Below are 23,888 nucleotides of genomic sequence, written 5' to 3'. Positions count from 1 at the left end.
CGTCACCGGCTTGGTGAAAGCTGCCGGTATGCGTTCTCAACAAGCTGCCAACTGGCTGCTGTGTACCGTCGCCGGACGAACGGGCGAGGGGGCACTACCACCTCGACGTTGCTACCCGTCGTCACCAGCAGACCGATGCCGTAAAAGTCTGCCTCCATCGCGGCGTCCTCTCGACGCCGTAGCGGCCCGTCAAGCAACACGGCCCGAGCACAGAATGGGGTGAACCACTCCGCCCTCTCCTTGGTCTCCGTCCAGGTTCGGCCGGGCACGACGGCCAGGTCGATTTGGATCGGCTGGGTCGCCTGTCGTACGACTACACCGTCAGGGCGTGACACAGAGCCTCGTGGCAACTGCTTCAACCTGCGTCGTTCCGCTTCGCTGAGCGATTTCACAGGAACCGCGACTCCCAACGGGAGGTTCATCAAGAGGTCAAGCGCACGGCGATCGGAGAGCTCCGCTGCGCCCACAGCGGCTCGCCGTTCGATTTCCCGACGGTTTGCTCTATAGGCAACTACGGCATCGACGCCGAACATGTTCAACACGCCCAAGTCTGCGCCGCGAGGGAACAGGGTGCCTGGCGCCGCACCGGAGATCACTTCCGCCGGACCCTGCGCCGCCACAGCCATGCCGTTACCTCTACCCTCGCCCCGAGGAAGCCAGCCCTTCACTGAGGACCGCCTACTTACCCACCGGTAGCAAACCTTTCATGGAATCGGCGCTCTGCGCCAGCGCTGAAGGCGCTCGGTGTCGTATCCATCGCGGCAGGCCGCACTGCACAACTGAGGCGCTGCCGCCCGGGTCACGGGCTCTGGACTCAGTCACTAGGTCAGGCTAATGCGGTCAATCCCGCACTGCCGCAGACTGACAGCCCTGACCTTAGTGCGGGCCTTCACGGCTCCACAATGGTCAACTTGGCATACGGTCCGGGCGCTTCCAGCTTGCGATCGATCATATGGGAACCTCAGGACAAACCAGCGAAGCGTCTTGCGCTATGGGACGACTGAGCGACGCTCGGTCCTTTTGGGCGTTGTGCCAGAACTCGCTGCGGCGAGTACCGGGGTGCTCGGGTTCAGGCTGGGTTGTCGGGATGCTGGCTGATCCAGGCCAGGCCGATGGGGTCCAGGTGGTGGCGGGCCCGGGTAACGGCGACGTACGCCAGGCGGGCCTCTGCCTGATCGACGGGCTGAGGAACGGGGTGGCCCTGGGCGTCGACCTCATCGGTGTCGGCGGGCGGCGTGAAGTCGGGTGCGATGCGTACCCGGGCCCATTCCCGGCCCTTGGCCTTGTGGGCGGTGGAGACGGTGACCTCGGCCGAGTCTTCGGGAACGAGTCGGTCGACGGCCTGCAGGATGGCGTCGGGGCCATGCTCGTCGACGAGGTTGGCGAAGGGCTGCAGGTCGCTGCCGGCGGGGTCGTGCTCGGCGTAGTCGCGCAGCGCCGTCCAGGTGGTGAACAGCACGAGTTCGGGGTGGTGGGCACGGCGTCCCTGGATGAGGTCGCGGGCGGCCCATGCCAGGGCGCGCAGCGACTCACCCCCGCCGACCAGCGCCGTTGCGACGCCAGCAGCGATACGCCCGAGGACCTCGGTCATCGCGCCGATGTTGGTACGGCACAGGACCGCATCCGGGCGCCCGGCACCGGATCCGACCGTGGTGCGAATGTCGGGTGTCCCGGTCAGCCGGATGGGAGCGTTGCTGAGTGTGAGCCAGCGATTGGCTTCCGTGGCGAGTGCGGGGCCGAAACGGAAGGAGCGGGTGAGTGTGAGGTGGTCGCCGGTGAACCGCGCCATCACATCCCGGGCACCGCGCCAGCCGTAGATGGCCTGTGCCGAGTCGCCGACCATGACGATCTGAGTGCGCTCCTGCTGGGCCAGGACAATCTGCTCGAGAACGGGGTTGGTGTCCTGGGCCTCGTCCAGCAAGAGGAAGTCGCCGTGCAGGACCGGCTCGGTCAGGGCCCACATCTTCAGGTAATGGTCGTGCTCAAAACGGACCGCGCCGCCGTAAGGGTCCTGCAGATCGGCCCACGCCTTCGCCGCGTACGGCAAGATCAGGTCGGCCAGTTCCGCATGGTCCTTGTCGTCCAAGCCCCGCAGGCGCGGAACGTGATGGTGGGCCAGTTGCATGTCGGCCGACTGGCAAAAACGGGTCACCGTCCGCAGTGCGGCGTTGGACAGCGTGGCCGGCATCAGCCCCGCCCGGCCGATGCCGGCCGGGGCGTTAAGGCCGAGGTCCTGCCCGATCCGCCAGCCAGGCCGCCTAGGAGCATTCAGGCGGCCGCGGAAGCGATGGCCGAGCGCGGCATAGGCCAGCGAATGGGCCGTCTTGCACTGGACCGCCGAAGGAAAGCGAGCGGCGGCGTCCAGGGCGATAGCCCGGTTGAAGGCGAGGTATCGCCCACGCCGCAGCGGCATCTGTTCCGTGAGGAAGACGAGCGTGGACGTCTTGCCTGTGCCCGCGCCTGCCTGGATGGCGAGATGGCCACCGTTGCGGAACGCCTCCAGGGCGGCGGCCTGTTCGTCGGTCGGGGAAAAGGGCATGGAACAGATCTCTCCGGAAGCTCGAAGCCCGCGCCACAGACAAGTGGGCACAGGGAAAGGGCCGCACCCTGGGCAGGTGCCGGAGTCAAAAAGTGCCAACGCATCCGCCCGTGTCTTACGTACACGCCGCCCGGTCCGCCCGATGCGGTGACAAGAAGGCGACAAGAATCCGAATCCAAGACGCACGTACGAGAGCGCCACCACGTTCGGGTGGCCGACGGGCGGCTGTGCTCAGGCGCCGGACTTCGGAGGTTCGTGCCCCGCGCAAAGCGGATCCAGGAGCTCACCCAGCGGGATGGAGAAGGCGTGGGCGAGAGCGTGCCAAGTGGCCAGCGTGCCGATCGTGCGGCCCTGTTCGATCTCGATCAGAGTCCGACGGGACAGACCGCTGCGCGCGGCGAGTTCGTCATAGCTCCACCTGCGCTGCGCACGCAGGCGAGCGAGGGAGAGCCTGAGTGCCGTCGGGTCGGGCTCCGGCGGCGGGATGATCGTCACGCATCCATCCGACGGTGCAGACACCTGCCCTGGCAGTGCAGACCTCTGCCCTATTTTGTGTCGGTAAGGACTGGCTCCGATAGGGCAGGGGTCTGCACTACGGTGTTCCGCGCCCGGAGCCGCCCGGATGCAGGGTGGGCGGCTGACTGCTCACGGCTTGGAGGGACCGATGTCCATGGCTCTGTCCGCACGCGCCTGGACTGTCACGATCAGCAGTTCGGCGGGGCGGCCCGTGCTGACGTGCAGTGCCTGCCCGCAGTCATTCGTGGCCGTGGGCGCTGATGGGGTCCTGCAGGTCCGCCGGCATCTTGCGGGCCACTTCGTCGAGTCCCGGCTGCCTGCGTACCTGCGTACCTGTCAGTGTCGGGAAAGGGGCTGTGTGTGGCACGGGCGCCAGGGGCCGTGTTCCGGTCCGCTGCGGCTCCTGCTGATCCGGGCGGACCGCGGCCTCACCTGGCACCTTGCGGATGCCTGCGCTGCGTGCGCCGCCGCGATCCCTTGCGCCGCCACCGTCCCTGAACCCCCGCAGGACGCGGCCGGCCGCCATGTGCGGGCGCCCGTGGGTGAGGCGGTTTCGGACCTCACGTGTGAGCCCATCGAGTGGGTGGAGGCGCTGTGAGACGGAGACCGTGTTCGCCCAGTGGATCTGCAGACACCCCGCCGCGTTACTGGATCTGGCCAGGGCGGAACTGGTGGCTGTGCTCTGGGGCAGGTACACGTTCGTCAGCCCGCTGGAGTGTGATCAGGTCAGAATCGGCAGATATCTCCAGCCGCTGTCGCGCACCGCGACCTGAAGAGCCGAAGGCCGCCCTGACCTGGAACCAGCAGGCCACCGCGATGCCGACCGGGGTCTTCACCCGCTCAGTCGGCATGTGCCTTGCCATCGTCGGGACCGCCCACCTCCAGGCCCGCGACCTGGATCACGGTCTCGAGCTCGGCAACCGGTCCGTCGACATTCTCGACCGCGTCCAATCCGCCCGCGCCAAGGACTACGTCCGCGAGTTCAACACTGTCCTCGCCCCCTGGCGGCGCGAGCCGGCCGTCCGCGAGTTCATCCACCGCCCTCGCGAAGAGCTCGGCGCTGCAGCCTGATGCGCCGCCGTGACCTGCGACGTAAATCCGAAGGCAGTGCCGGTCGCCGTGGGCGGTCGGAAGCAGAGCCAGGCGGCCCAGGTTAGACCGGGCTGGCTCCGCGCCGTCTAGCCTCTGTACGGAACCACAGGACGCCCCCCGGCGAGCGCGACATAGTCGTGCACCGCGGGGGAGGGAGTGTCTGAACTGGGACGGCGTGCCGATGCCGATCCCCGGACCGCGTCAGGAGTCGAGTGGGCGGAACGGGATGACGTTGTCCGCAGCCAGGAGGTCCGGCGAGGGCAGTGGTGTGTGTTGTTGATGGGTGAGGACGGCGTTGGCCAGCGTCAGATTGGTCACCAGCTGACGGAGTTCTTTGAGTTCCTTCTCCTTGTTGTCGAGGGTCTTCTTGAGCTTGGCGACCGTCTCCCGCAGCCGCTGTTCTGGCTCCGGTACCTGCTGGGTTTCGGCGCGGACACGCTGGTAGAACTCATTCTTCAGGTCGACGTGGCGCTTGAGCAGTGCCATGCGGTGGACGCCCGCCTCTACTGCGAGCGCGGTGGCGGTGAGGCCGCCGTTGGAAACGGTGGCCTGGCCGGCAAGAAGCCGGTTCATTGCCTCGCGAATGCGGGTGCGCTCGTCGTGGTGCTGTGGGTTCATGTGAGGTCCTCGGCGCTCTGGGCGGTGGCGTCGTGGGCGTCGGCGGCGACGCGCAGGTTGTCGGCGTTGCGTCGAAGGCGCCTGGCGATCTTCTCGGGTGCCGCGGCGGCCAACTGGTCGATCTCATCGGCTCGTTCCCGCATGTCATGGGCGTGGCCATCGGTGCGGACGGTGTTTCCGCAGCCTGTCTGACAGGCGTACTGCCTCGGTGCAGTGGCGCCCGGTTCGGGCTCGCAGAGCGCGTTGTCATGCTTGAATGCGCAGATCAGGAACGCGTCCGCGTTGTCGTAGAGCACGACACCGTCACGGGCCAGGAACTTGGCCGCCTTCTTCGCGAACGTGCGAGGGACGATCCGTCCTTCGAACCGGGGGGTCGACGCCGCAGCGGTGATGGCCCGGCGGGCGGCAGGGCCAGAGATCTTCTCTCCGTTGGCGAGACGGTCGCGCAGGTGAGCGGCGGTGTCTGCGGCAGCCAGCGCAGTTTCGACGTCGAGGACGCTGTGGACGCCGCCCCGGCTACGGGAACCGTAAGCACTGGACGTGCGGGCGTTCAGCACGGTGCGCATGTGCCCGTACTGAATCGCCAGCGCGATCAACCCGCCTGGGCGGCGGGCGATGTGCCAGGCCAGAGTCCTTCTGAACCGCGCCATCCCGATGGCTCCATGCGGATCTTCGGGGATGACCTGGTCGGGTAGCTGATGGACGTGCGCCTCGTGGTTCGCCCATGCCACGAAGTCTTCAATCCGGTCCCTCAATGACGAACCTTTCAGCACTCCGTGAAGGCTGCGCCGGTAGATGTAGTCGTGGTGGGAGGAGCTCAGCAGCATTTCCCCCGGAGGCACCATGCGTTCGAGGACACGGATGGAGTGCACGACCGGCGTGATGGCAACCCATGGAACTTCCCGTTCCTCGCCTGCTGAAATGTGGTTGCCGTCCTCGTCGGTGACGTTTTTGTATTGACGGCTGCGGATCAGGTGACGACCGGGCGTGCCGTCGGCGGCAGGCTCCGGGTCAGGGCAGCAGCCAGACCGCAGACCCTGCACTTCCTGCGGACGCATACCTGTCAGGTAGAGGCAGATGATCACCGCTGCGGTGCCGAGGTGCCGCATGAGCTCGCCGGCCTCATCGAAGTCCATGTGCTCGCGCCAGGGATTCCCGTTGATCTGCCCGGTGACCGGCACCGGCAAAGGACAGGGACCCGGCCGTGCGTTAGCCAACTCCGAGAGCCGATGCCGCTCGTTGAACCGGTCGACCTGGCTCAGGCTCGCACCGGTGAGGGCGGCCACGTATGCGCGCGCCAGACTGCGCCGGCCGTGCATCTGCACGGAGGGAAGCGGCTCGCCTGACCGGACCGCAGGAAGCAGAAGCTGGGCGAGAGCTGCCAAGCCCTCTGGGCCAGCCCCGTTGTTCGCGGCCGTGGCGAGCAGGCGCTCCCGCGCCCGCCAGGACGCGAGGATGTCGTCGGCGAAGTCGTCAACAAACCGGATCGCCCAGACCAACAGGGGACCGAGGACCTTCGGGTCGAGCGGTTCCATGCTGTTCTCTGCGCGCGAGCCATCAGCCGAAGGCAGGTAGTCGTCGACCCCCTCCTCCTCCCAGGGAGGCCGGGTGATGCCTGCAGGGATGGCACTGAGCTGATCGTATGCCCAGAGATCCGTCAAACGCGCGCAGATCTTTTCCGCGCTGCCACGGATCACGCCGTCGGCCAAGCGCTCGGATATATAGGCGCGCCACACATCCTCGGTGCAGGTGCCGAGGCTCGTGATGCGGCGTACGTGCAGCCAGCGCGCCAGCATCAGCCACTCGTAGCAGGTGTCCCGCATATCCGCGGCGGATGTTCTGCCTCGGGCACGGGCCCCTCGGTCCTGGAGGTAGGTCGGCCGGAGCCGGCCGTTGATCATCGTCCAGGTGGCAAGTTTGACCTGATCGAGGAAAGGGGCCGGGCAGCCCCTCCAGTAGATCGTGAACAGCCTGGTGCCGGGATTGTCGATGAGCGGGGCCAGGGGCCAGATGGCTGCGCCGTAGCGGGCATTGGCGTGCACATTGCCGGGCTTGATCCACTGCGGCAGGATCGCTGGGCTGTCCGGTCCGGGCAGGGACAGGACGTAGGGGTCGGCTTCGGCAAGGCTGGTCATGGCGCGAGGTCTTCCTTCAACAGAAGCCGGACAATCGTGCGGTCGTTGTCGCTGACCCGGCCGGGGTCCGCCGTCCAGGCGGTCAGACCGATCTTGTCGCGCAGGTTCTCAAGCCGCAGCACGTGATCGCCCCAGCGCTCACGGAACCTGCGATCGTCCATAACGGACCGCAGACTCAGGATCTGCTGGTACAAGTACGCGAGCCGCGGGTGATGGCCAGGGTGGACATGGGCGTTGGGACAGGCCAAACAGAGCAGAAAGTCTGCCCCGCAACCGCCCTCGGGAGCTGGCCAAGGACTGGAGCCCTCGTCCTCGCAGTCCGCTGTTGCCGTCTCTTGATGGTTCGGGTCCGGCGAGTCCGCGATCTTCCCGCCGAAGACGGTGGAGCGGGCTTGATCCAGAGCCTCCAGAGCACCAGCTTCGAAGACACCACGAGAGGCCTTTTGAACCTGCGGGTCGGGCAGAACGTAGATGCTCTCGTGGGTGCCCTGCGTGTGTTGCAAGGGGCGGCCCACATGGGTCACCGTGGTCCGGCGAGCCCGCTGGAACGGCGACCCGCCCAGTCCCTGGCCGCGCGCCCACCACGACGCCAGATCGTCCGGGATCCCGAAATCCAGCGGGCCTAGCGAGGCGGGCCGGTCCAAGTCCCTATGCTTCTGCTCGGGTCGGTGGCTTCGAGCGACCATCAACAGGTCAGTTCCCGGCACCAGCATGTTTGCGAGGGCACGACCGTGAGCCGTGGCCGTCAGCGCCTGGGTAACCAGCCTCCCGGGCGAGTCGGCCCCTGAATCGGTCACGTTCTCGGTGGAGAACCACCGCCCCTTACCGGCGCGGTGCTTTTCGACCTGAATCTGGTAGGTCACCGAGGTTGTCTCACCGGCCGACGGCGCCGCAGTCGGCACTGGCATGCAGTCGTACTGGGACAGATTCCATCCGAACTGGTCGGTCAGCAGCACTGCTAGCGCCGTGAGCTCCGAGCGGTCGAGGAACAACCGGCCCCAGGTCTTCTCCGAACGGTTGCCCCCCAGCAGCTTGCGATGCGTCACGTGGACCTGCCCGCCCGGATAGGTCGTGCGCGGCACGTCCCCCGTGCGGGCGGTGTGATCGAGAATGTTCCCGATCTTCCACTCGCGGCTGCCTGCAACAAGATGGCCCGCCCGCCACTCCTCCAGCAGTCGAGTGTTCTCACTGATCCGGAGAAAGGCTGCGCGGAACTGGCGCCGAGCGGTCAGCACCACCCTCTCCCGCTCGGCCTGCTCATAGGACTGCTTACTGGGTGCCGGCGATGGAATCCGGCGGGCCAGTTCTTCCGCCGCCGGCCCGGCAGTCAGCCGTGGATCCTGCCGCAGCAGAGTGCGCACTACGCTGAGCAGGCCTCTGCCGCTGTTTGTGTCAATGTGCTTATCCCGCCAGCTCTGCAGCGCGGCGACCGTCAGACCGTCAAGGTCATCGGGCGGGCACTCCAACGAGCCGACGAACTGAGCGAACAGCCCGATCTTGCTCCAGCAGGTGTTTGCCGTCCGGTGACTGGTCCAGTTGCGCGACTGGGCGGCAAACGCTGCGGCCAGCGACCGCTGCATCGGTCCAGCCACCTCAAGGCCGCCGAAGTCGTACTCTGCCCTGTGACCGGCCTTGTTGATGACCGTCACGACGACAGACCCTGGGACCAGCGCCGGCTCGACACGATGGTCGGGAGGCGGGGGCTGGGCCCTGTGTCCCCGCCCGCTCACGACACTGCCCCGAGGAGCAGGTCGATGTCCTGGATGCCCGCCGTCTCCCGGGCCAGCCGGGCGAACACGCCATCCAGATCCTCGACATCCTTGCCCTCATCAGCGGTCTCTGCAGCAGCGAGGATCGACTCGAGTTGCAGATGCGCGACCGGGGCGAGGTAGTGCCGCTTCGTCGTCTCCACGTCCGCATGCCCCAGCAACGTCTTGACCAGCCACCACGGGTCGCCGAACAGCAACGCGAAGTCCCGCCGGTCCTTCTTGGTGAGCCCGTAGCGCTTCTCGAACAGCTCGTTCAGCAAGATCAGCATGTAGAGCGCCATCGAGTGCCGGCAAGAGTGGGGCGTCATGTACGGGGTCTTGCCCTGTACCTCTGCCAGCCTGAACTGCCGCCGGATCTTCCGCTCTTCCTCTGTCAGGAGGGTCATCTCGCAGCGCAGATTGGCTATCCGGAATACACTGTTCCATCGGTCAGGGGCCATCGGTAGACCCTGTTCCGTCAGCCACAACCACGCTGGCTCTGGCCCCTCCGGTCCCTCGACGAACAACCACTGCCGCTCACGCCAGCCCAGACGGCTGAGCTCCTTGCCACCGACAACGCCGTCCGAATCCACCCACTCGACCTTCGGTTTCAGACCATGCGTCACCCGTGTGACCAGCCGCATCATCGGCAGACGCTGATAGCGGCCTGCCTCTTGGGCGCGTTGCACCGCCCACGCCCGCTCCGATTCGACGTACGCCTCGGCCTGGCCGACGGAATCCACTGACGCGTAGTACGTCCGACTGTTCTTCGACCTGGTCACCGCGCCAGCGATGCGGCCATGCATGTAGCGGCCATGGCGCAGGCGCTGAGTCGGCAGCTCGAAAAGGAGCAGCGAACCGCCTTCTTGTCGCCGCAGGCCCGAGCTCAGCAGCAGTTGTACGAAGCTCGTGTTCCGCAGCTCAGTCCGTGATTCCCACATCGGCGCTGCGAGACCGGCGCGGGTGTGACCGCGCAACCCGATGTCTGACCACAAACCCCAGGTCCGCGGGGTCCCCCACGACACTCGAGAGCTGACGGAGTCCGCCGCCCGGTCTTCGCTTCGCGAGACATCTACCGGCAAAGGGCAGACCTTGCCCCACTTGAACAGTTTCGTGAACGCTGCAGCCTCGCGGTCCCACTTTGTGCCGCTGATCCGGGTGGGATTCTCTGGGGCATCGCACCGCCAGTCCCGGTAATCCTCCAAAACCTGCGGCGTCGCTTCCCTCCATGACAGCCCGCGCGAGGACAGATAATTCAGCAGTAGCCGGTAGTCCGTCCCGTAGTTCCTCTTCGTCTCCCGTTCCAGGTTTCGGAAAACCGTGGATCGGACGAGATCCAAGAAATCCCGGTCCACCATGCCGTCTGGCCTGACGTACACAGGATCGCCGGGCTTTAGACCGATACGGGCCACCGCCCCCGGCAGGTCATGCACCCCGAAGCTGCCGTCCGTAGGCGGCGTTCCCCACTGCCCCGAATCTGGAACCCACACCACGTGCCACTCTCTCAACCCGAGCCCCTCCCTGTGCGCTTGAACAGATCACATCATCAGGGAAGTGGTGAACTCGGGCGCCGAGTGGCCGCAGAAGAAACTCACGGTCGGGCTGAGCCCCGCTTCCGTACCGAAGAGCGGCAGCGGATTCGATCTCGCCGTCGCGGCGGCGGTGCTCGGGGCTGCCGAGCGTATCGATCCCCGGACCATTGCCGATCTGGTGCTGATCGGGGAGCTGGGCCTGGACGGACGGGTCAGACCGGTGCGCGGGGTGCTGCCCGCGGTGCTCGCGGCGGCCGAGGCCGGTTACCAGCAGGTGGTGGTTCCCGAGCAGACCGCGGGCGAGGCGGCCCTGGTGCCGGGCGTGTCGGTCCTCGGGGTACGGAGCCTGCGGCAGCTCATCGCCGTGCTGACCGACGACGCGGTGCCCGACGAGCCCCGGGACACCGTGGCGGGGCGCCCGGACGCGATGCTGGCGGGTCTGATGGTGCCGGGCGCGGGGGTCGGCACGGGACTGGCGGCCGGCAACGGCCAGAGCGAGGGACACCGGCCCGACCTCGCGGACGTCGCCGGGCAGGCTCCCGCCCGTACGGCCCTGGAAGTGGCCGCGGCGGGCGGTCACCACCTGCTCCTCCAGGGCCCGCCGGGTGCGGGCAAGACCATGCTGGCCGAGCGGCTGCCCGGGGTGCTGCCGCCCCTGACCCGGCAGGAGTCGCTGGAGGTCACGGCGGTGCACTCGGTGGCGGGCATCCTGCCGCCCGGCGAGCCCCTGGTCCGTACGCCGCCCTACTGCGCACCGCACCACTCGGCCACCATGCAGTCCCTGGTCGGCGGCGGCAACGGACTGCCGAGACCGGGCGCGGTGTCCCTGGCTCACCGAGGTGTGCTTTTTCTGGACGAGGCGCCGGAGTTCTCGGGGCGGGCCCTGGACGCTCTGCGCCAGCCGCTGGAATCGGGGCACGTGGTGGTGGCACGCAGCGCGGGGGTGGTGCGGCTCCCTGCCCGTTTCCTGATGATCCTCGCCGCCAATCCCTGCCCCTGCGGTCGGCACACCCTGCACGGCGCCGGATGCGAATGCCCGCCCTCGGCGATCCGCCGCTACCAGTCGCGGCTGTCCGGGCCGCTGCTGGACCGGGTGGATCTGCGTGTCGATGTCCGGCCCGTCCACCGCGAGGACCTGATCGGACAGGGCGGCAGGGGCGAGCCCACGGCGGCGGTCGCCGAGCGGGTACGGGACGCCAGGGCGCGGTCGGCGGCCCGGCTGGACGGCACACCCTGGGCCGTCAACAGCGAGGTGCCCGGCCATGAGCTGCGCACCCGCTGGCCGGTCGCTTCCGGCGCGCTTGCCGCGGCCGAACGCGATCTGGAGCGCGGACTGCTCACCGCGCGCGGCCTGGACCGGGTGCTGCGGGTGGCCTGGACCGTCGCGGATCTCGCCGGGCGCGACCGCCCAGAGGCCCGGGATGTCGCGCTCGCGCTGGAACTGCGCACCGGTATCGCCCGGGGCGCCGTGCCGGTGGCCGGAGGTGTGACATGACGTCCGGTGCCCGCCCGGCGGAGCGGCTGGCGCGGGCCGCGCTCACCCGAGTGCTGGAGCCCGGGGACGAGCACGGCGGCCGGTGGCTGCGGGAGTTCGGCGCCACCGGACTGCTTGCGCTGCTCACCTCGCCCGGCGCCGGGCGAGGCCGGCTCACCGGCGTCGGGGAGCAGCGGCTCGACGGCTACCGTGCCCGGGCCCTGGCGGCCGTACCCGAGCGCGACCTCGCGACGGTCACCCGGCTCGGCGGCCGGTTCGTCTGTCCGGGCGACACCGAGTGGCCCAGCCAGCTCGACGACCTCGGCGATGCCAGGCCCATCGGGCTCTGGGTGCGGGGCAGCCCGGATCTGCGGATCTGGTCGCTGCGCTCCGTGGCCGTGGTCGGCGCCCGGGCGTGTACCTCGTATGGGGCACATATGGCGGCCAGTATCGGCGCGGGGCTCGCCGAACGCGGCTGGGTGGTGACCTCCGGCGCCGCGTTCGGGGTGGACGGCGCGGCCCACCGGGGCGCCCTGGCCTCCGGCGGGGCGACCGTGGCGGTGCTGGCCTGCGGGGTCGACGTGGTCTATCCGCGCGGTCATGCCGAGCTGATCGGGCGCATCGTGGAACAGGGCCTGGTCCTCGCCGAACTGGCGCCGGGCGACCACCCCACCCGCAGCAGATTCGTGCTGCGCAACCGGGTGATCGCCGCGCTCACCCGGGGCACCGTCGTGGTGGAGGCGGAGTACCGCAGCGGCTCACTGGTCACCGCCCGCGACGCCCAGCGGCTCGGCCGCTTCACGATGGGCGTGCCTGGGCCCGTCACCAGCGGACTGTCGGCCGGCGTGCACGAACTGCTGCGCGGTGAGGGGGTCCTGGTCACGGACGCCGCCGAAGTGGCCGAGCTGGTCGGCGACATCGGCGAGCTGGCCCCGTGCCGCCGGGGCCCCGTACTGCCCAGGGACCTGCTCGACCCGCTCAGCGCCCGGGTCCTGGAAGCGCTGCCCGCCCGGGGCAGCGCCGCCGGGCCCGAGATCGCGCGGGGCGCGGGCACGACTCCGGACGAGGCTCTCGCCAGGCTGTACGAACTCCACTCGCTGGGGTTTGTCGAACGGCACGGCGGCGGCTGGCAGTTGGCCGGCCCGGCGACTCCGGCGGTCACCATGCGGCGAGGCGGTGCTTGATCTGGGGCATTCGGGTGAAAAGGTGAGAGCGATGATCCCTGCAACTCCGTCGGTGCCGCCCGGCGGGCCGGCGCGAGCGGTGTCGGCCCGGGATCGAAGATGTGCTCGAAGGCGTCCACCGGGACGGGCGCGGCCGTCCGCTCCTCGGGTGGCGCGACGGCTCAGCCACGCTACGCTCACCTGCATTCCGGCCCCAGCAGACGTCCCCCGCACTTCACAGCAGAACGGCTCAAGGCAACGCATGCCCCAGCACACCTCCGGGTCTGACCGCGCGGCAGCGCCCCCGGCTGCCCGGAGCGCCGTACGGCCCCCAGCGCCCTCGTCGCTCGAAGAGCTGTGGCGGTCGTACAAGACCACGGGCGACGAGCGGCTGCGCGAGCAGTTGATCCTGCACTACTCACCGCTGGTGAAGTATGTCGCGGGCCGGGTCAGTGTGGGACTGCCGTCCAATGTCGAGCAGGCCGACTTCGTCTCCTCCGGGGTCTTCGGGCTGATCGACGCGATCGAGAAGTTCGACATCGAGCGCTCCATCAAGTTCGAGACCTATGCGATCACCCGGATCCGCGGCGCGATGATCGACGAACTCAGGGCCCTGGACTGGATCCCGCGCTCCGTACGGCAGAAGGCCAGAGCCGTCGAGCGTGCCTACGCCACGCTGGAGGCGCAGCTCAGACGCACGCCCTCCGAGGGCGAGGTGGCCGCGGAGATGGGGATCGCGCTGGAGGAACTCCACGCCGTTTTCAGCCAGTTGTCCCTGGCCAACGTGGTGGCGCTGGAGGAACTGCTCCATGTCGGCGGCGAGGGCGGCGACCGGCTCAGCCTGATGGACACCCTGGAGGACACCGCCGCCGACGATCCGGTGGAGGTCGCCGAGGACCGCGAGCTGAGACGACTGCTGGCCCGCGCCATCAATACGCTCCCCGACCGCGAGAAGACCGTGGTCACGCTCTACTACTACGAGGGCCTCACCCTCGCCGAGATCGGCCATGTCCTCGGTGTGACCGAGAGCAGGGTCAGCCAGATCCATACGAAGTCGGTGCTCCAACTGCGGGCCAAGCTGGCCGACGTGGGACGCTGACGCTGTACCCCGGCCGCCCCATCCGTAAAGTGGAGGCGTGCCCAGGATTCGAGCGGCCTCCGTGGCCGAGCACCGGACCATGCAGCGTGGCGCCCTCCTGGACGCCGCACGCTCCCTTCTGTCCGAAGGCGGCACGGAAGCGCTGACCTTCCCCGCCCTCGCCGAGCGCACGGGCCTCGCCAGGTCCTCCGTCTACGAATACTTCCGCTCCCGCGCCGCCGTCGTCGAAGAGCTGTGCGCCGTGGACTTCCCCCTCTGGGCGGCCGAGGTAGAGGCGGCCATGGCCGGTGCGGACACCCCCGAGGCCAAGATCGAGGCGTATGTACGGCAGCAGCTCGCGCTGGTCGGCGACCGGCGTCACCGTGCCGTCGTCGCCATCTCGGCGAGCGAGCTCGACGCGGGGGCCCGCGAGAAGATCCGTGCCGCGCACGGCGGCCTGATCGCCATGATCGTGGAGGCCCTCGCCGAACTGGGCCACCAGCAGCCCCGGCTCGCCGCGATGCTGCTCCAGGGCGTCGTGGACGCGGCGGTCCGCCGTATCGAACTGGGCGCGGCCGAGACTCCGGAGGAGATCGCCGAGGCCGCGGTCTCCATGGCCCTGCGCGGCGTACGGAGCTGAGCCCCCGGCGCCGCCCCGCGCGATGCACCCAGACCGCCATCGCCAGCAGGACGACCGTGTGCACCGCACCGCCCGCCGTCGACGCGGCAGAAGGCGCCGGCCCGGGTAGGACGGCCATCGGCGGTTCGGGGACACCCACGACCGGGAGCAACCGGGACGGGCCCCGGCGCAGCAGCTCCGGCGGCAGCAGGGACAGCGGATCCAGATAGACCGTGCCCCTCAGCAGCCCCCAGTGCAGACAGCCTGCGGCACAGTGCGACGAGCCTGCGCCCAGCCGGGCCACCACCTGCCCCGGAGCCACCGCATCCCCCTTGGAGACCAGCGGTTCCACCGGCTCGTAGGTGATCCGCAGAGGCGGCGCCCCCGTCCCCGACAGAGCGATCGCCAGCACCCCGCGGCCCGCGACCCGGCCCGCGAACGACACCCGGCCCCCGGCAGCGGCCCGTACCACCGAGCCCGGCGCGGCGGCCAGATCCACCCCGCGGTGCCCCCGGCCGTACGCCGACTCCGGCGGCTCCCAGCCGCGCAGCACCACCGGCCGCGCCCCCACCGGCCAGGCCTGGCCTCCGCCGTCGCCGCCCCCATCGGCAGTGGCAGTGGCAGCGGCCGCGGAATCAGCGGTGAAGAGCGAGAAGACGAGGGAGAAGAAGAGGGAGAAGAGGAACGAGAGGGAGACAACGGCACGCACACCAACACGGACAGTGATCATGTCCCCACCGTGCCGTACCCGGCACAACCGCGCTGATCATGCCCCGGAACTGTGGACCGCCGACCGGTTGTGGATATCGCCGTCACCCGGGGGTGCGACGGTCCCGTACACTTCTTGTGGCGATCCGGGTCACCGGGTCGACTTCGCACGCCCCGCCATCGGCCCCTTCGCGCCGATGTCAGCGCTTCTCGGTCCTCCGTGGCACAGCGCACCGGGGCGTCAGGTGCGGCCGCCGTCCGGCGGACGCGACAACCGAGTATCTCAAGGAGTACGGCCATGGCCGTCGTCACGATGCGGGAGCTGCTGGAGAGCGGCGTCCACTTCGGTCACCAGACCCGCCGCTGGAACCCGAAGATGAAGCGCTTCATTTTCACCGAGCGCAACGGCATCTACATCATCGACCTGCTCCAGTCGCTGTCGTACATCGACCGCGCCTACGAGTTCGTCAAGGAGACCGTCGCGCACGGCGGCTCCATCATGTTCGTCGGTACGAAGAAGCAGGCCCAGGAGGCCATCGCCGAGCAGGCGACGCGCGTCGGCATGCCCTATGTCAACCAGCGCTGGCTGGGCGGCATGCTCACCAACTTCTCCACCGTCTACAAGCGCCTCCAGCGTCTGAAGGAGCTTGAGCAGATCGACTTCGAGGACGTGGCCGCCTCCGGCCTCACCAAGAAGGAGCTGCTGGTCCTCTCCCGCGAGAAGGCCAAGCTGGAGAAGACCCTCGGTGGTATCCGCGAGATGCAGAAGGTGCCCAGCGCCGTCTGGATCGTCGACACCAAGAAGGAGCACATCGCCGTCGGTGAGGCGCGCAAGCTCCACATCCCGGTCGTCGCGATCCTCGACACCAACTGCGACCCCGACGAGGTCGACTACAAGATCCCGGGCAACGACGACGCGATCCGCTCCGTCACCCTGCTCACCCGTGTGATCGCCGACGCCGTCGCCGAGGGCCTCATCGCCCGCTCCGGTGTCGCCACCGGTGACTCCAAGCCGGGCGAGAAGGCCGCGGGCGAGCCCCTCGCCGAGTGGGAGCGCGACCTGCTCGAAGGCGAGAAGAAGGCCGATGACGCGGCCGCCACGGCCGCCAAGCCCGAGGCCGAGGTCCAGACCTCCGCCGAGACGGAGAAGGCCGCCGACGCGGACGCCGCGGCCGTGGACACCGAGCAGGCCTGACCCCTTACCGGTTCCGGCAGTCGACGGCGGGGGCCGGCACCACGGCCCCCGCCGTTCCCCCGTAGATCTTTCAGACCTTCGAGAGAGAATTACAGATCATGGCGAATTACACCGCCGCCGACGTCAAGAAGCTCCGCGAGCTCACCGGCGCCGGCATGATGGACTGCAAGAAGGCACTGGACGAGGCCGACGGCAACGTCGACAGCGCCGTCGAGTTCCTCCGAGTCAAGGGCCAGAAGGGCGTCGCCAAGCGCGAGGGCCGTTCTGCCGAGAACGGCGCGGTCGTCTCCCTCATCTCCGAGGACAAGACCTCCGGCGTTCTGCTTGAGCTGAAGTGCGAGACGGACTTCGTCGCCAAGGGCGACAAGTTCCAGAATGTGGCCAACGCCCTCGCCGCGCATGTCGCCGCGACCTCCCCGGCCGACCTGGAGGCGCTCCTCGCCTCCGAGATCGAGGCCGGCAAGACCGTTCAGGCGTATGTGGACGAGGCGAACGCCAACCTGGGCGAGAAGATCGTCCTGGACCGCTTCGCGCAGTTCACCGGCGGTTATGTCGCCGCCTACATGCACCGCACCATGCCCGACCTCCCGCCGCAGGTCGGTGTGCTGGTCGAGCTGGACAAGGAAGACGCCCAGGTCGCCAAGGACGTTGCGCAGCACATCGCCGCCTTCGCCCCGAAGTACCTCAACCGTGACGAGGTCCCGGCCGAGACGGTCGAGAACGAGCGCCGTGTCGCCGAGGCGACCTCGCGCGAGGAGGGCAAGCCCGAGGCCGCCCTCCCCAAGATCGTCGAGGGTCGCGTCAACGGCTTCTTCAAGGAGGTCGTGGTCCTGGAGCAGGCGTTCGCGAAGGACAACAAGAAGTCCGTCCAGAAGGTCCTGGACGAGGCCGGTGTCAGCCTGAAGCGCTTCGCGCGCATCAAGGTCGGCATCTGAGTCCGTACGCGATCAACCGAAGATCCCGATAGGGTCTGACGCAGTCGTCCGCGTACGCGCCCGGCGACCGCAGATCTGACGAGGAGGCCATTGCCGCACTGGGAACCCGTGAGGACCCCCGGCAATGGCCTTCTTCGTATGTGCACGAGGAGATCTCCATGGAACAGGCCGACAAAGCCGACAAGAGCGACGACGGTACGAAGCACGGCCGCTTCATGCTGAAGCTGTCCGGTGAGGCGTTCGCCGGCAGGGGAGCGCTCGGCGTCGACCCCGACGTCGTACACGCCATCGCCCGCGAGATCGCCGCCGTGGTGCGGGACGGCGCCCAGATCGCGGTCGTCATCGGCGGTGGCAACTTCTTCCGGGGCGCCGAGCTCCAGCAGCGCGGCATGGACCGGGCACGCTCCGACTACATGGGCATGCTCGGTACGGTCATGAACTGCCTGGCCCTCCAGGACTTCCTGGAAAAGGAAGGCATCGACTCCCGCGTCCAGACCGCCATCACCATGGGCCAGGTCGCGGAGCCGTACATCCCGCTGCGCGCCGTACGGCACATGGAGAAGGGCCGCGTGGTCATCTTCGGCGCCGGTATGGGCATGCCGTACTTCTCCACCGACACCACCGCCGCGCAGCGCGCCCTGGAGATCGACGCCCAGGCGCTGCTGATGGGTAAGAACGGGGTGGACGGGGTGTACGACTCGGACCCCAAGACCAACCCCGACGCGGTCAAGTTCGACGCGCTGGAGTACAGCGAGGTGATCGCGGGCGATCTGCGTGTCGCCGACATGACGGCGATCACGCTGTGCCAGGACAACAAGCTGCCGATTCTTGTCTTCGAATTGCTGAAGGAAGGCAATATCGCGCGTGCGGTCAAGGGTGAGAAGATCGGCACGCTCGTGAGCGACCAGGGCACCCGGACCTGATCCGGGGCCGCCCCGTACGGGATGGACAGAGCCCTGCCGGTCGGACACCGTGCAGGAGTAGACGCGACGCAGGTTCCGACGGCCCGCTGCGCACACCGGGCCCACTCAAGACACGCAGGAGCAAGTGGTGATCGAAGAGACCCTCCTCGAGGCCGAGGAGAAGATGGAGAAGGCCGTCCTGGTCGCCAAAGACGACTTCGCCGCGATCCGCACAGGACGGGCGCATCCAGCGATGTTCAACAAGATCGTGGCGGACTACTACGGTGCCCTGACCCCGATCAACCAGCTCGCCTCGTTCGCCGTGCCGGAGGCGCGGATGGCCGTGGTGACCCCGTTCGACAAGAGCGCCCTGCGCAATATCGAGCAGGCGATCCGCGACTCCGACCTCGGCGTCAACCCGAGCAATGACGGCAACATCATCCGGGTGGTGTTCCCCGAGCTGACCCAGGACCGCCGCAAGGAGTTCATCAAGGTCGCCAAGACCAAGGCCGAGGACTCGAAGATCTCGATCCGGGCGGTACGCCGCAAGGCCAAGGAGACCATCGACAAGCTGGTCAAGGACGGCGAGGTCGGCGAGGACGAGGGCCGCCGCGCGGAGAAGGAGCTCGACGACACGACCGCGAAGTATGTCGCGCAGGTCGACGAGCTGCTCAAGCACAAGGAAGCCGAGCTGCTCGAGGTCTGATGAACGACTCTTCCCGGGGGGCCCCGTCAGCGGCCGGTTACTCCGGTTACACCGATTACTGGGGACCGGCCGACCACGGGGCCGCCCCGGCGGGTCCCGCGTACGACGCGCTGGACACACAGCAGACTCGCCCCATGCCCATCGTGCCCGACGGACCCGCCGGCGGCGGGGACCAGGATGACGACCGGAGGGCCGCCCGGCCGGGCCGCCCCCCGTTCCGTGACGAGACTCCACAGGAGCCCATGGGAGCACCTCAGCCACCACCCCAGAAGAAGCGGGCGGGCCGTGATCTGCGCGCGGCCATAGGCGTGGGTCTCGGCCTGGGGCTGCTCGTCGTGGTGTCGCTCTTCGTCGTCAAGGCCGTGTTCGTCGGCGTGGTCGCGGTCGCGGTGGTCGTGGGGCTGTGGGAGCTGACCTCGCGGCTGGACGAGAAGAAGGGCATCAAGGCGCCCCTGGTCCCGCTGGCCGTCGGCGGCGCCGCGATGGTCGTCGCCGGATATGTGCGCGGTGCCGAGGGCGCCTGGGTCGCGATGGCCCTGACGGCGCTCGCGGTGCTGGTCTGGCGGATGACCCAGCGGCCGGAGGGCTATCTGAAGGACGTCACCGCCGGGGTCTTCGCCGTGTTCTACGTACCGTTCCTGGCGACCTTCGTGGTCATGATGCTCAGGCCGGACGACGGGCCGTGGCGGGTGCTGATGTTCATGGTGCTGACGGTCGTCAGCGACACGGGCGCGTACGCGGTCGGCTGGCGTTTCGGTACGCACAAGCTCGCGCCGCGCATCAGCCCCGGCAAGACCAGGGAGGGACTGGCGGGAGCCGTCGTCTTCGCCATGGTGGCCGGCGCGCTCTGCATGCAGTTCCTGATCCACGACGGAATCTGGTGGCAGGGGCTGCTGCTCGGACTGGCGGTCGCGGCGAGTGCCACGCTAGGTGATCTCGGCGAGTCCATGATCAAGCGGGATCTCGGCATCAAGGACATGGGCACGCTGCTGCCGGGGCACGGCGGCATCATGGACCGGCTCGATTCCCTGCTGCCCACGGCGCCGGTGGTCTGGCTGCTGCTGCTGATCTTCGTAGGCTCCTGACGCTTCGCAGGTTCCTGCCGAACCGGGCCCGGCCAAGGGCCTGACCAGCGGCGATACCGTACGGGGGCCCGTTGTCCACAGGACAGCGGGCCCCTGCCGCATGTCTGCGACCGCATGGGCGCAGGACATTCAAGAGCGGGGCCGCACGCCGAGTCGGACCATCGCGGTAAGTGTCGAAAAGGCGTCATCGGGCATCGCCACGAAGCCGGCGCTGGAAGCGGGGATTCGGTCCTTTGCAGAACCCGCCGGTATTCCGGAAGGCGTGATTACCTGCATTGCGCACGGGATACACCTGGGTACGAGTCGCACGGGATACGCGGAGAGCGGCCCTGTTCGGGTCACGGTGACCGCAATGCCCACCGGCCGCAATGTACTCCGAACGAGTTGGGAACGCGCCCAAATGAGTGAACGAATTACCATCCGGCCCGCAGTGTCCAGTGATGTGGACGTAATCGCCTCGATGTGGGACGAGGCGTCCAGAGCGCTGGCGCAAAGGGGGATCGATCAATGGCAGTACCCCGCCAGCGTCGAGAAGATCTCACGCGACGTTGGGCGCGGTACGGCCTACATCGTTCACGATTTCGGCGTGAATATGGGCACGATCACGGTGGATGAATCTGCCGACTCGGAATTCTGGCCCCCTGAGGATATGCCCGCCGATGCCCTGTACGCCCATCGGGTCATCGTTCTCCCAGTTGCCCGGGGGAGATCTGTGGGCGCGTCAATGCTTGACTGGGCGTCGCGGAAAGCTCAGAGAGCGGGGAAGTCGTGGCTCCGGGTGGACACGTGGAGGACCAATGCGCAGCTCGGCCACTACTACCAGCGGCAGGGGTTCACACATGTCCGCACGGTGGAGCACCGCCGATCAGGCGCCCTCTATCAGCGACCGGCGGGGGTGATCAGTGGGACCGGCCCGGCGTGCGTGGGGCTTGAAGCGTGACGTACGACGCGAACGGGAACCCGCTCTCCGAGGGTGGCGGCTGGGGCGCATGACCGTGCACCCGGGCCGTCCGCCGGCCGTCGAACGACGGCCCGAGGTGACCGAGGACGACCAGAGACGACCGTCACCCGGCTCGCGGGGCAGGCCACGGGCGGGAATCTGCGAGACTGGGATCCACCATGCCTGTACCTGGAGAATTGACCTTTGTCGCGCCCCGCGGGGCCAAGAAGCCGCCGCGGCACCTCGCCGACCTCACCCCCGCCGAGCGCCGCGAGGCCGTCGCCGCGGTCGGCGAGAAGGCGTTCCGTGCCAACCAGCTTTCGCAGCACTACTTCGCGCGGTACGCACACGATCCGCAGCAGTGGACCGACATCCCGGCCGCCGCGCGCGAGAAGCTCGCCGCAGAGCTGATGCCCGAGCTGATGTCGGTGGTGCGGCACATCTCGTGCGACGACGACACCACCCGTAAGACGCTGTGGCGGCTGCACGACGGCACGCTGGTCGAGTCGGTGCTGATGCGCTATCCGGACCGCGTCACGATGTGCATCTCGTCGCAGGCCGGCTGCGGGATGAACTGCCCCTTCTGCGCCACCGGGCAGGCCGGTCTCGACCGCAATCTGTCCACCGCGGAGATCGTGCACCAGATCGTCGACGGGATGCGCGCGCTGCGTGACGGCGAGGTGCCCGGCGGCCCCTCCCGGCTGTCGAACATCGTCTTCATGGGCATGGGCGAGCCGCTCGCCAACTACAACCGGGTGGTCGGCGCGATACGCCGGCTGACCGACCCGGAGCCCGACGGACTGGGGCTGTCCCAGCGCGGGATCACGGTCTCGACGGTCGGTCTGGTGCCCGCGATGCTGCGCTTCGCCGACGAGGGGTTCAAGTGCCGCCTCGCGGTCTCCCTGCACGCGCCCGACGACGAGCTGCGCGACACCCTCGTCCCGGTCAACACCCGCTGGAAGGTACGGGAAGTGCTGGAAGCGGCCTGGGAGTACGCGGAGAAGTCCGGCCGCCGGGTCTCCATCGAGTACGCCCTCATCCGCGACGTCAACGACCAGGCGTGGCGCGGCGACCGGCTGGGCCGGCTGCTCAAGGGCAAGCGGGTGCACGTCAATCTGATCCCGCTCAACCCGACCCCGGGATCGAAGTGGACGGCGTCACGCCCCGAGGACGAGAAGGCGTTCGTCGAGGCGATCGCGGCCCATGGCGTGCCGGTGACGGTACGGGACACCAGGGGCCAGGAGATCGACGGGGCGTGCGGGCAGTTGGCCGCTTCGGAGCGCTAGGCCCTGTCCGGCGGATCTTCGCGGGCCCGGAACGCCGCAGTGACATCAGCCGCTGCCGCGGCGGGCGGCACCTCGCTGCGTTGTCGGAGTCGTCCAAGTACGGCCGGGCCATCCACAACGCCGATCCTCCGCCTTGCGATGCTCCCCCGTAGCCTGAACGGCACGGGAGGGACCCCCTCCACCAGCCGCCCCGGGCTGATCCACGAAGATCCGCCGGACGGGACCTGGACGGCCGCGGGGTAATGTTGGTCTGAACGCATTGCATATGTTCCGACAGGGGAGCGCCACAGCGCTGAGAGTGTGGCACATGTCCGTGAGAGCGGGCAGCGGCCGCAGACCCTCTGAACCTCGCCCAGGTCATTCTGGGTAGGAAGTTCGGTCACCACTCAAGCTGTTGCGCCCTGCCCGGAGTCCGGCCGGTCCTGACTCCGGGCAGGGCCGCGTCTTCTCCTGGACTTCCCAGGAGGAAAATCAGTGAGCACCACCACCAGCACAGCCGGTAACAGAAGTACGGCCGCCCGCAGAAGGACGGCCGTCGCCGCGCTTGCCACCGCGCTCGGGGTCTCGGTCCTCGCCGCCTGCGGCGGATCCGACGGCTCCGCGCCGTCCGGCGGCAGCGGCGGTACGGAGTCAAAGACCGTCACCCTCGTCAGCCATGACTCGTTCAACGCCTCGCCCGCCGTGCTCAAGGAGTTCACCCGGCGGACCGGCTACACGGTCAAGGTCCTGAAGAGCGGCGACGCGGGCGAGGCCCTCAACAAGGAGATCCTCACCAAGGGTTCGCCCCAGGGCGATGTCTTCTTCGGCGTCGACAACACCCTGCTCTCCCGCGCCCTCGACAACGGCCTGTTCACGCCGTACAAGGCCAAGGGCCTCGACCGCGTCGACACGGCCGCACAGCTCGACCGCGACCAGAACCGGGTCACACCCATCGATACCGGCGACATCTGCGTCAACTACGACAAGAAGTACTTCGCGGACAAGAAGCTTGCGCCGCCGCAGTCGTTCGACGATCTGGTCGAGCCGCAGTACAAGGACCTGCTCGTGACCGAGAACGCCGCGACCTCCTCGCCCGGCCTCGGATTCCTCCTCGGCACGGCCGCGCGGTACGGCGACAACGGCTGGCAGGACTACTGGAAGAAGCTCAAGGCCAACGGCGTCCAGGTCGTCGACAGTTGGGAACAGGCCTACAACGAGAACTTCTCGGGCTCGGCCGGCGGTAAGAAGGCCAAGGCCGACCGCCCGCTCGTCGTCTCGTACGCCTCCAGCCCGCCCGTAGAGGTCCTGTACGCCGAGCCGCAGCCGCAGCAGGCGCCCACCGGAGTCGCCACCGGCACCTGTTTCCGGCAGACCGAGTTCGCCGGGCTGCTCACGGGCGCGAAGAACGAGGCGGGCGGCAAGGCCCTGGTGGACTTCCTGATCAGCGACACCTTCCAGGCGGACATGCCGCTGAACATGTTCGTCAACCCGGTCGTCAAGAGCGTGAAGCTGCCCGAGCTGTTCACGAAGTTCGGCGCGACGGTCCCCGAGCCCGGGACCGTGGCATCCGACAAGATCGCCGCCAACCGTGAGCAGTGGATCCAGTCGTGGACCTCACTCGTGGTGAAGTAGCCGGCG

21 protein-coding genes, 1 pseudogene and 1 riboswitch are annotated in these 23,888 nt (G+C 68.4%); of the genes and pseudogenes, 14 read left to right on the top strand and 8 right to left on the bottom strand.

Annotation, left to right across the window (positions count from 1 at the left end; translation table 11 throughout):
* Positions 1–2: 2 nt before the first annotated feature.
* From KQY30_RS09110 to KQY30_RS09100, 3 genes are all read right to left on the bottom strand, one after another.
* Positions 3–626: a hypothetical protein gene (locus tag KQY30_RS09110; protein ID WP_254407031.1), complete on the bottom strand. Its 624-nt coding sequence runs from the start codon at positions 624–626 to the stop codon at positions 3–5.
* A 443-nt stretch (positions 627–1,069) separates the two neighbouring features.
* Positions 1,070–2,539 carry a UvrD-helicase domain-containing protein gene (locus KQY30_RS09105; protein ID WP_217306402.1) on the bottom strand — a complete coding sequence of 490 codons (1,470 nt, stop codon included), beginning with the start codon at positions 2,537–2,539 and terminating at the stop codon, positions 1,070–1,072.
* Between the two features lie 231 nt (positions 2,540–2,770).
* Entirely contained in the window at positions 2,771–3,034 is a 264-nt protein-coding gene (locus KQY30_RS09100; RefSeq protein ID WP_217306401.1) for a helix-turn-helix transcriptional regulator, read from the bottom strand.
* A gap of 629 nt (positions 3,035–3,663) precedes the next feature.
* On the opposite strand from KQY30_RS09100, the gene KQY30_RS09095 reads away from it, so the two are divergent.
* Positions 3,664–3,828, top strand: a complete 165-nt coding sequence (locus KQY30_RS09095; RefSeq protein WP_217311535.1) for a hypothetical protein — start codon at positions 3,664–3,666, stop codon at positions 3,826–3,828.
* 43 nt (positions 3,829–3,871) lie between these two features.
* Positions 3,872–4,126, top strand: a complete 255-nt coding sequence (locus KQY30_RS09090; protein ID WP_254407030.1) for a hypothetical protein — start codon at positions 3,872–3,874, stop codon at positions 4,124–4,126.
* Between the two features lie 222 nt (positions 4,127–4,348).
* On the opposite strand, the gene KQY30_RS09085 is transcribed toward KQY30_RS09090, so the two are convergent.
* The 4 genes from KQY30_RS09085 to KQY30_RS09070 all read right to left on the bottom strand — a co-directional run bounded on the left by KQY30_RS09085 (position 4,349) and on the right by KQY30_RS09070 (position 10,156).
* Positions 4,349–4,765, bottom strand: a complete 417-nt coding sequence (locus tag KQY30_RS09085; RefSeq protein ID WP_031087648.1) for a hypothetical protein — start codon at positions 4,763–4,765, stop codon at positions 4,349–4,351.
* Positions 4,762–6,900: an integrase gene (locus tag KQY30_RS09080; RefSeq protein ID WP_217306400.1), complete on the bottom strand. Its 2,139-nt coding sequence runs from the start codon at positions 6,898–6,900 to the stop codon at positions 4,762–4,764. The genes KQY30_RS09085 and KQY30_RS09080 overlap by 4 nt, the downstream gene beginning before the upstream one ends.
* Positions 6,897–8,549: a hypothetical protein gene (locus KQY30_RS09075; RefSeq protein ID WP_254407029.1), complete on the bottom strand. Its 1,653-nt coding sequence runs from the start codon at positions 8,547–8,549 to the stop codon at positions 6,897–6,899. The genes KQY30_RS09080 and KQY30_RS09075 overlap by 4 nt, the downstream gene beginning before the upstream one ends.
* A gap of 77 nt (positions 8,550–8,626) precedes the next feature.
* Positions 8,627–10,156: an integrase gene (locus KQY30_RS09070; RefSeq protein ID WP_217306398.1), complete on the bottom strand. Its 1,530-nt coding sequence runs from the start codon at positions 10,154–10,156 to the stop codon at positions 8,627–8,629.
* A 46-nt stretch (positions 10,157–10,202) separates the two neighbouring features.
* Here KQY30_RS09070 and KQY30_RS09065 point away from each other — a divergent pair, with 46 nt between their 5' ends.
* From KQY30_RS09065 to KQY30_RS09050, 4 genes are all read left to right on the top strand, one after another.
* On the top strand, positions 10,203–11,675 hold the full coding sequence (locus KQY30_RS09065; protein ID WP_254407028.1) for a YifB family Mg chelatase-like AAA ATPase: 1,473 nt from the start codon (positions 10,203–10,205) through the stop codon (positions 11,673–11,675).
* The gene (dprA, locus tag KQY30_RS09060) at positions 11,672–12,838 is read left to right on the top strand and encodes a DNA-processing protein DprA (protein ID WP_217306397.1); all 1,167 of its coding nucleotides are present in this window, start codon (positions 11,672–11,674) and stop codon (positions 12,836–12,838) included. Before KQY30_RS09065 ends, dprA begins: the two co-directional genes overlap by 4 nt.
* Before the next feature lie 241 nt (positions 12,839–13,079).
* Positions 13,080–13,916 (top strand): RNA polymerase sigma factor WhiG, encoded by an 837-nt coding sequence (whiG, locus tag KQY30_RS09055; protein WP_217306396.1) that lies wholly within the window; start codon positions 13,080–13,082, stop codon positions 13,914–13,916.
* Between the two features lie 79 nt (positions 13,917–13,995).
* Positions 13,996–14,535, top strand: coding sequence for a TetR/AcrR family transcriptional regulator (locus KQY30_RS09050; RefSeq protein WP_217310918.1), 540 nt, complete (start codon positions 13,996–13,998; stop codon positions 14,533–14,535).
* A 121-nt stretch (positions 14,536–14,656) separates the two neighbouring features.
* On the opposite strand, the pseudogene KQY30_RS09045 reads toward KQY30_RS09050, so the two are convergent.
* A pseudogene (locus KQY30_RS09045) lies at positions 14,657–15,100 on the bottom strand (peptidoglycan DD-metalloendopeptidase family protein); the annotation flags it as partial.
* A 420-nt stretch (positions 15,101–15,520) separates the two neighbouring features.
* On the opposite strand from KQY30_RS09045, the gene rpsB reads away from it, so the two are divergent.
* From rpsB to KQY30_RS09005, 8 genes are all read left to right on the top strand, one after another.
* Positions 15,521–16,417 (top strand): 30S ribosomal protein S2, encoded by an 897-nt coding sequence (gene rpsB / locus KQY30_RS09040; RefSeq protein ID WP_217306395.1) that lies wholly within the window; start codon positions 15,521–15,523, stop codon positions 16,415–16,417.
* Between the two features lie 98 nt (positions 16,418–16,515).
* A complete protein-coding gene (gene tsf, locus KQY30_RS09035; RefSeq protein ID WP_046499666.1) occupies positions 16,516–17,352 on the top strand; it encodes a translation elongation factor Ts in 837 nt (278 codons plus the stop codon).
* A gap of 158 nt (positions 17,353–17,510) precedes the next feature.
* A complete protein-coding gene (pyrH, locus tag KQY30_RS09030; RefSeq protein WP_046499667.1) occupies positions 17,511–18,275 on the top strand; it encodes a UMP kinase in 765 nt (254 codons plus the stop codon).
* A gap of 127 nt (positions 18,276–18,402) precedes the next feature.
* Entirely contained in the window at positions 18,403–18,960 is a 558-nt protein-coding gene (gene frr / locus KQY30_RS09025) for a ribosome recycling factor (RefSeq protein WP_046499668.1), read from the top strand.
* A complete protein-coding gene (locus KQY30_RS09020) occupies positions 18,960–20,045 on the top strand; it encodes a phosphatidate cytidylyltransferase (RefSeq protein ID WP_217306394.1) in 1,086 nt (361 codons plus the stop codon). Before frr ends, KQY30_RS09020 begins: the two co-directional genes overlap by 1 nt.
* 100 nt (positions 20,046–20,145) lie before the next feature.
* The gene (locus KQY30_RS36280) at positions 20,146–20,985 is read left to right on the top strand and encodes a GNAT family N-acetyltransferase (RefSeq protein ID WP_254407027.1); all 840 of its coding nucleotides are present in this window, start codon (positions 20,146–20,148) and stop codon (positions 20,983–20,985) included.
* A 179-nt stretch (positions 20,986–21,164) separates the two neighbouring features.
* Positions 21,165–22,271: a 23S rRNA (adenine(2503)-C(2))-methyltransferase RlmN gene (rlmN, locus tag KQY30_RS09010; protein ID WP_217306393.1), complete on the top strand. Its 1,107-nt coding sequence runs from the start codon at positions 21,165–21,167 to the stop codon at positions 22,269–22,271.
* Between the two features lie 265 nt (positions 22,272–22,536).
* Positions 22,537–22,662: riboswitch (TPP riboswitch) on the top strand.
* A gap of 83 nt (positions 22,663–22,745) precedes the next feature.
* Positions 22,746–23,882 (top strand): thiamine ABC transporter substrate binding subunit, encoded by a 1,137-nt coding sequence (locus KQY30_RS09005; RefSeq protein ID WP_217306392.1) that lies wholly within the window; start codon positions 22,746–22,748, stop codon positions 23,880–23,882.
* The last annotated feature ends 6 nt before the right edge of the window (positions 23,883–23,888 follow it).

The organism is Streptomyces sp. GMY02 (assembly GCF_019056675.1).
Taxonomy (GTDB): Bacteria; Actinomycetota; Actinomycetes; order Streptomycetales; family Streptomycetaceae; genus Streptomyces; species Streptomyces odonnellii.
This window is presented reverse-complemented; position numbering and strand designations above follow the sequence as displayed.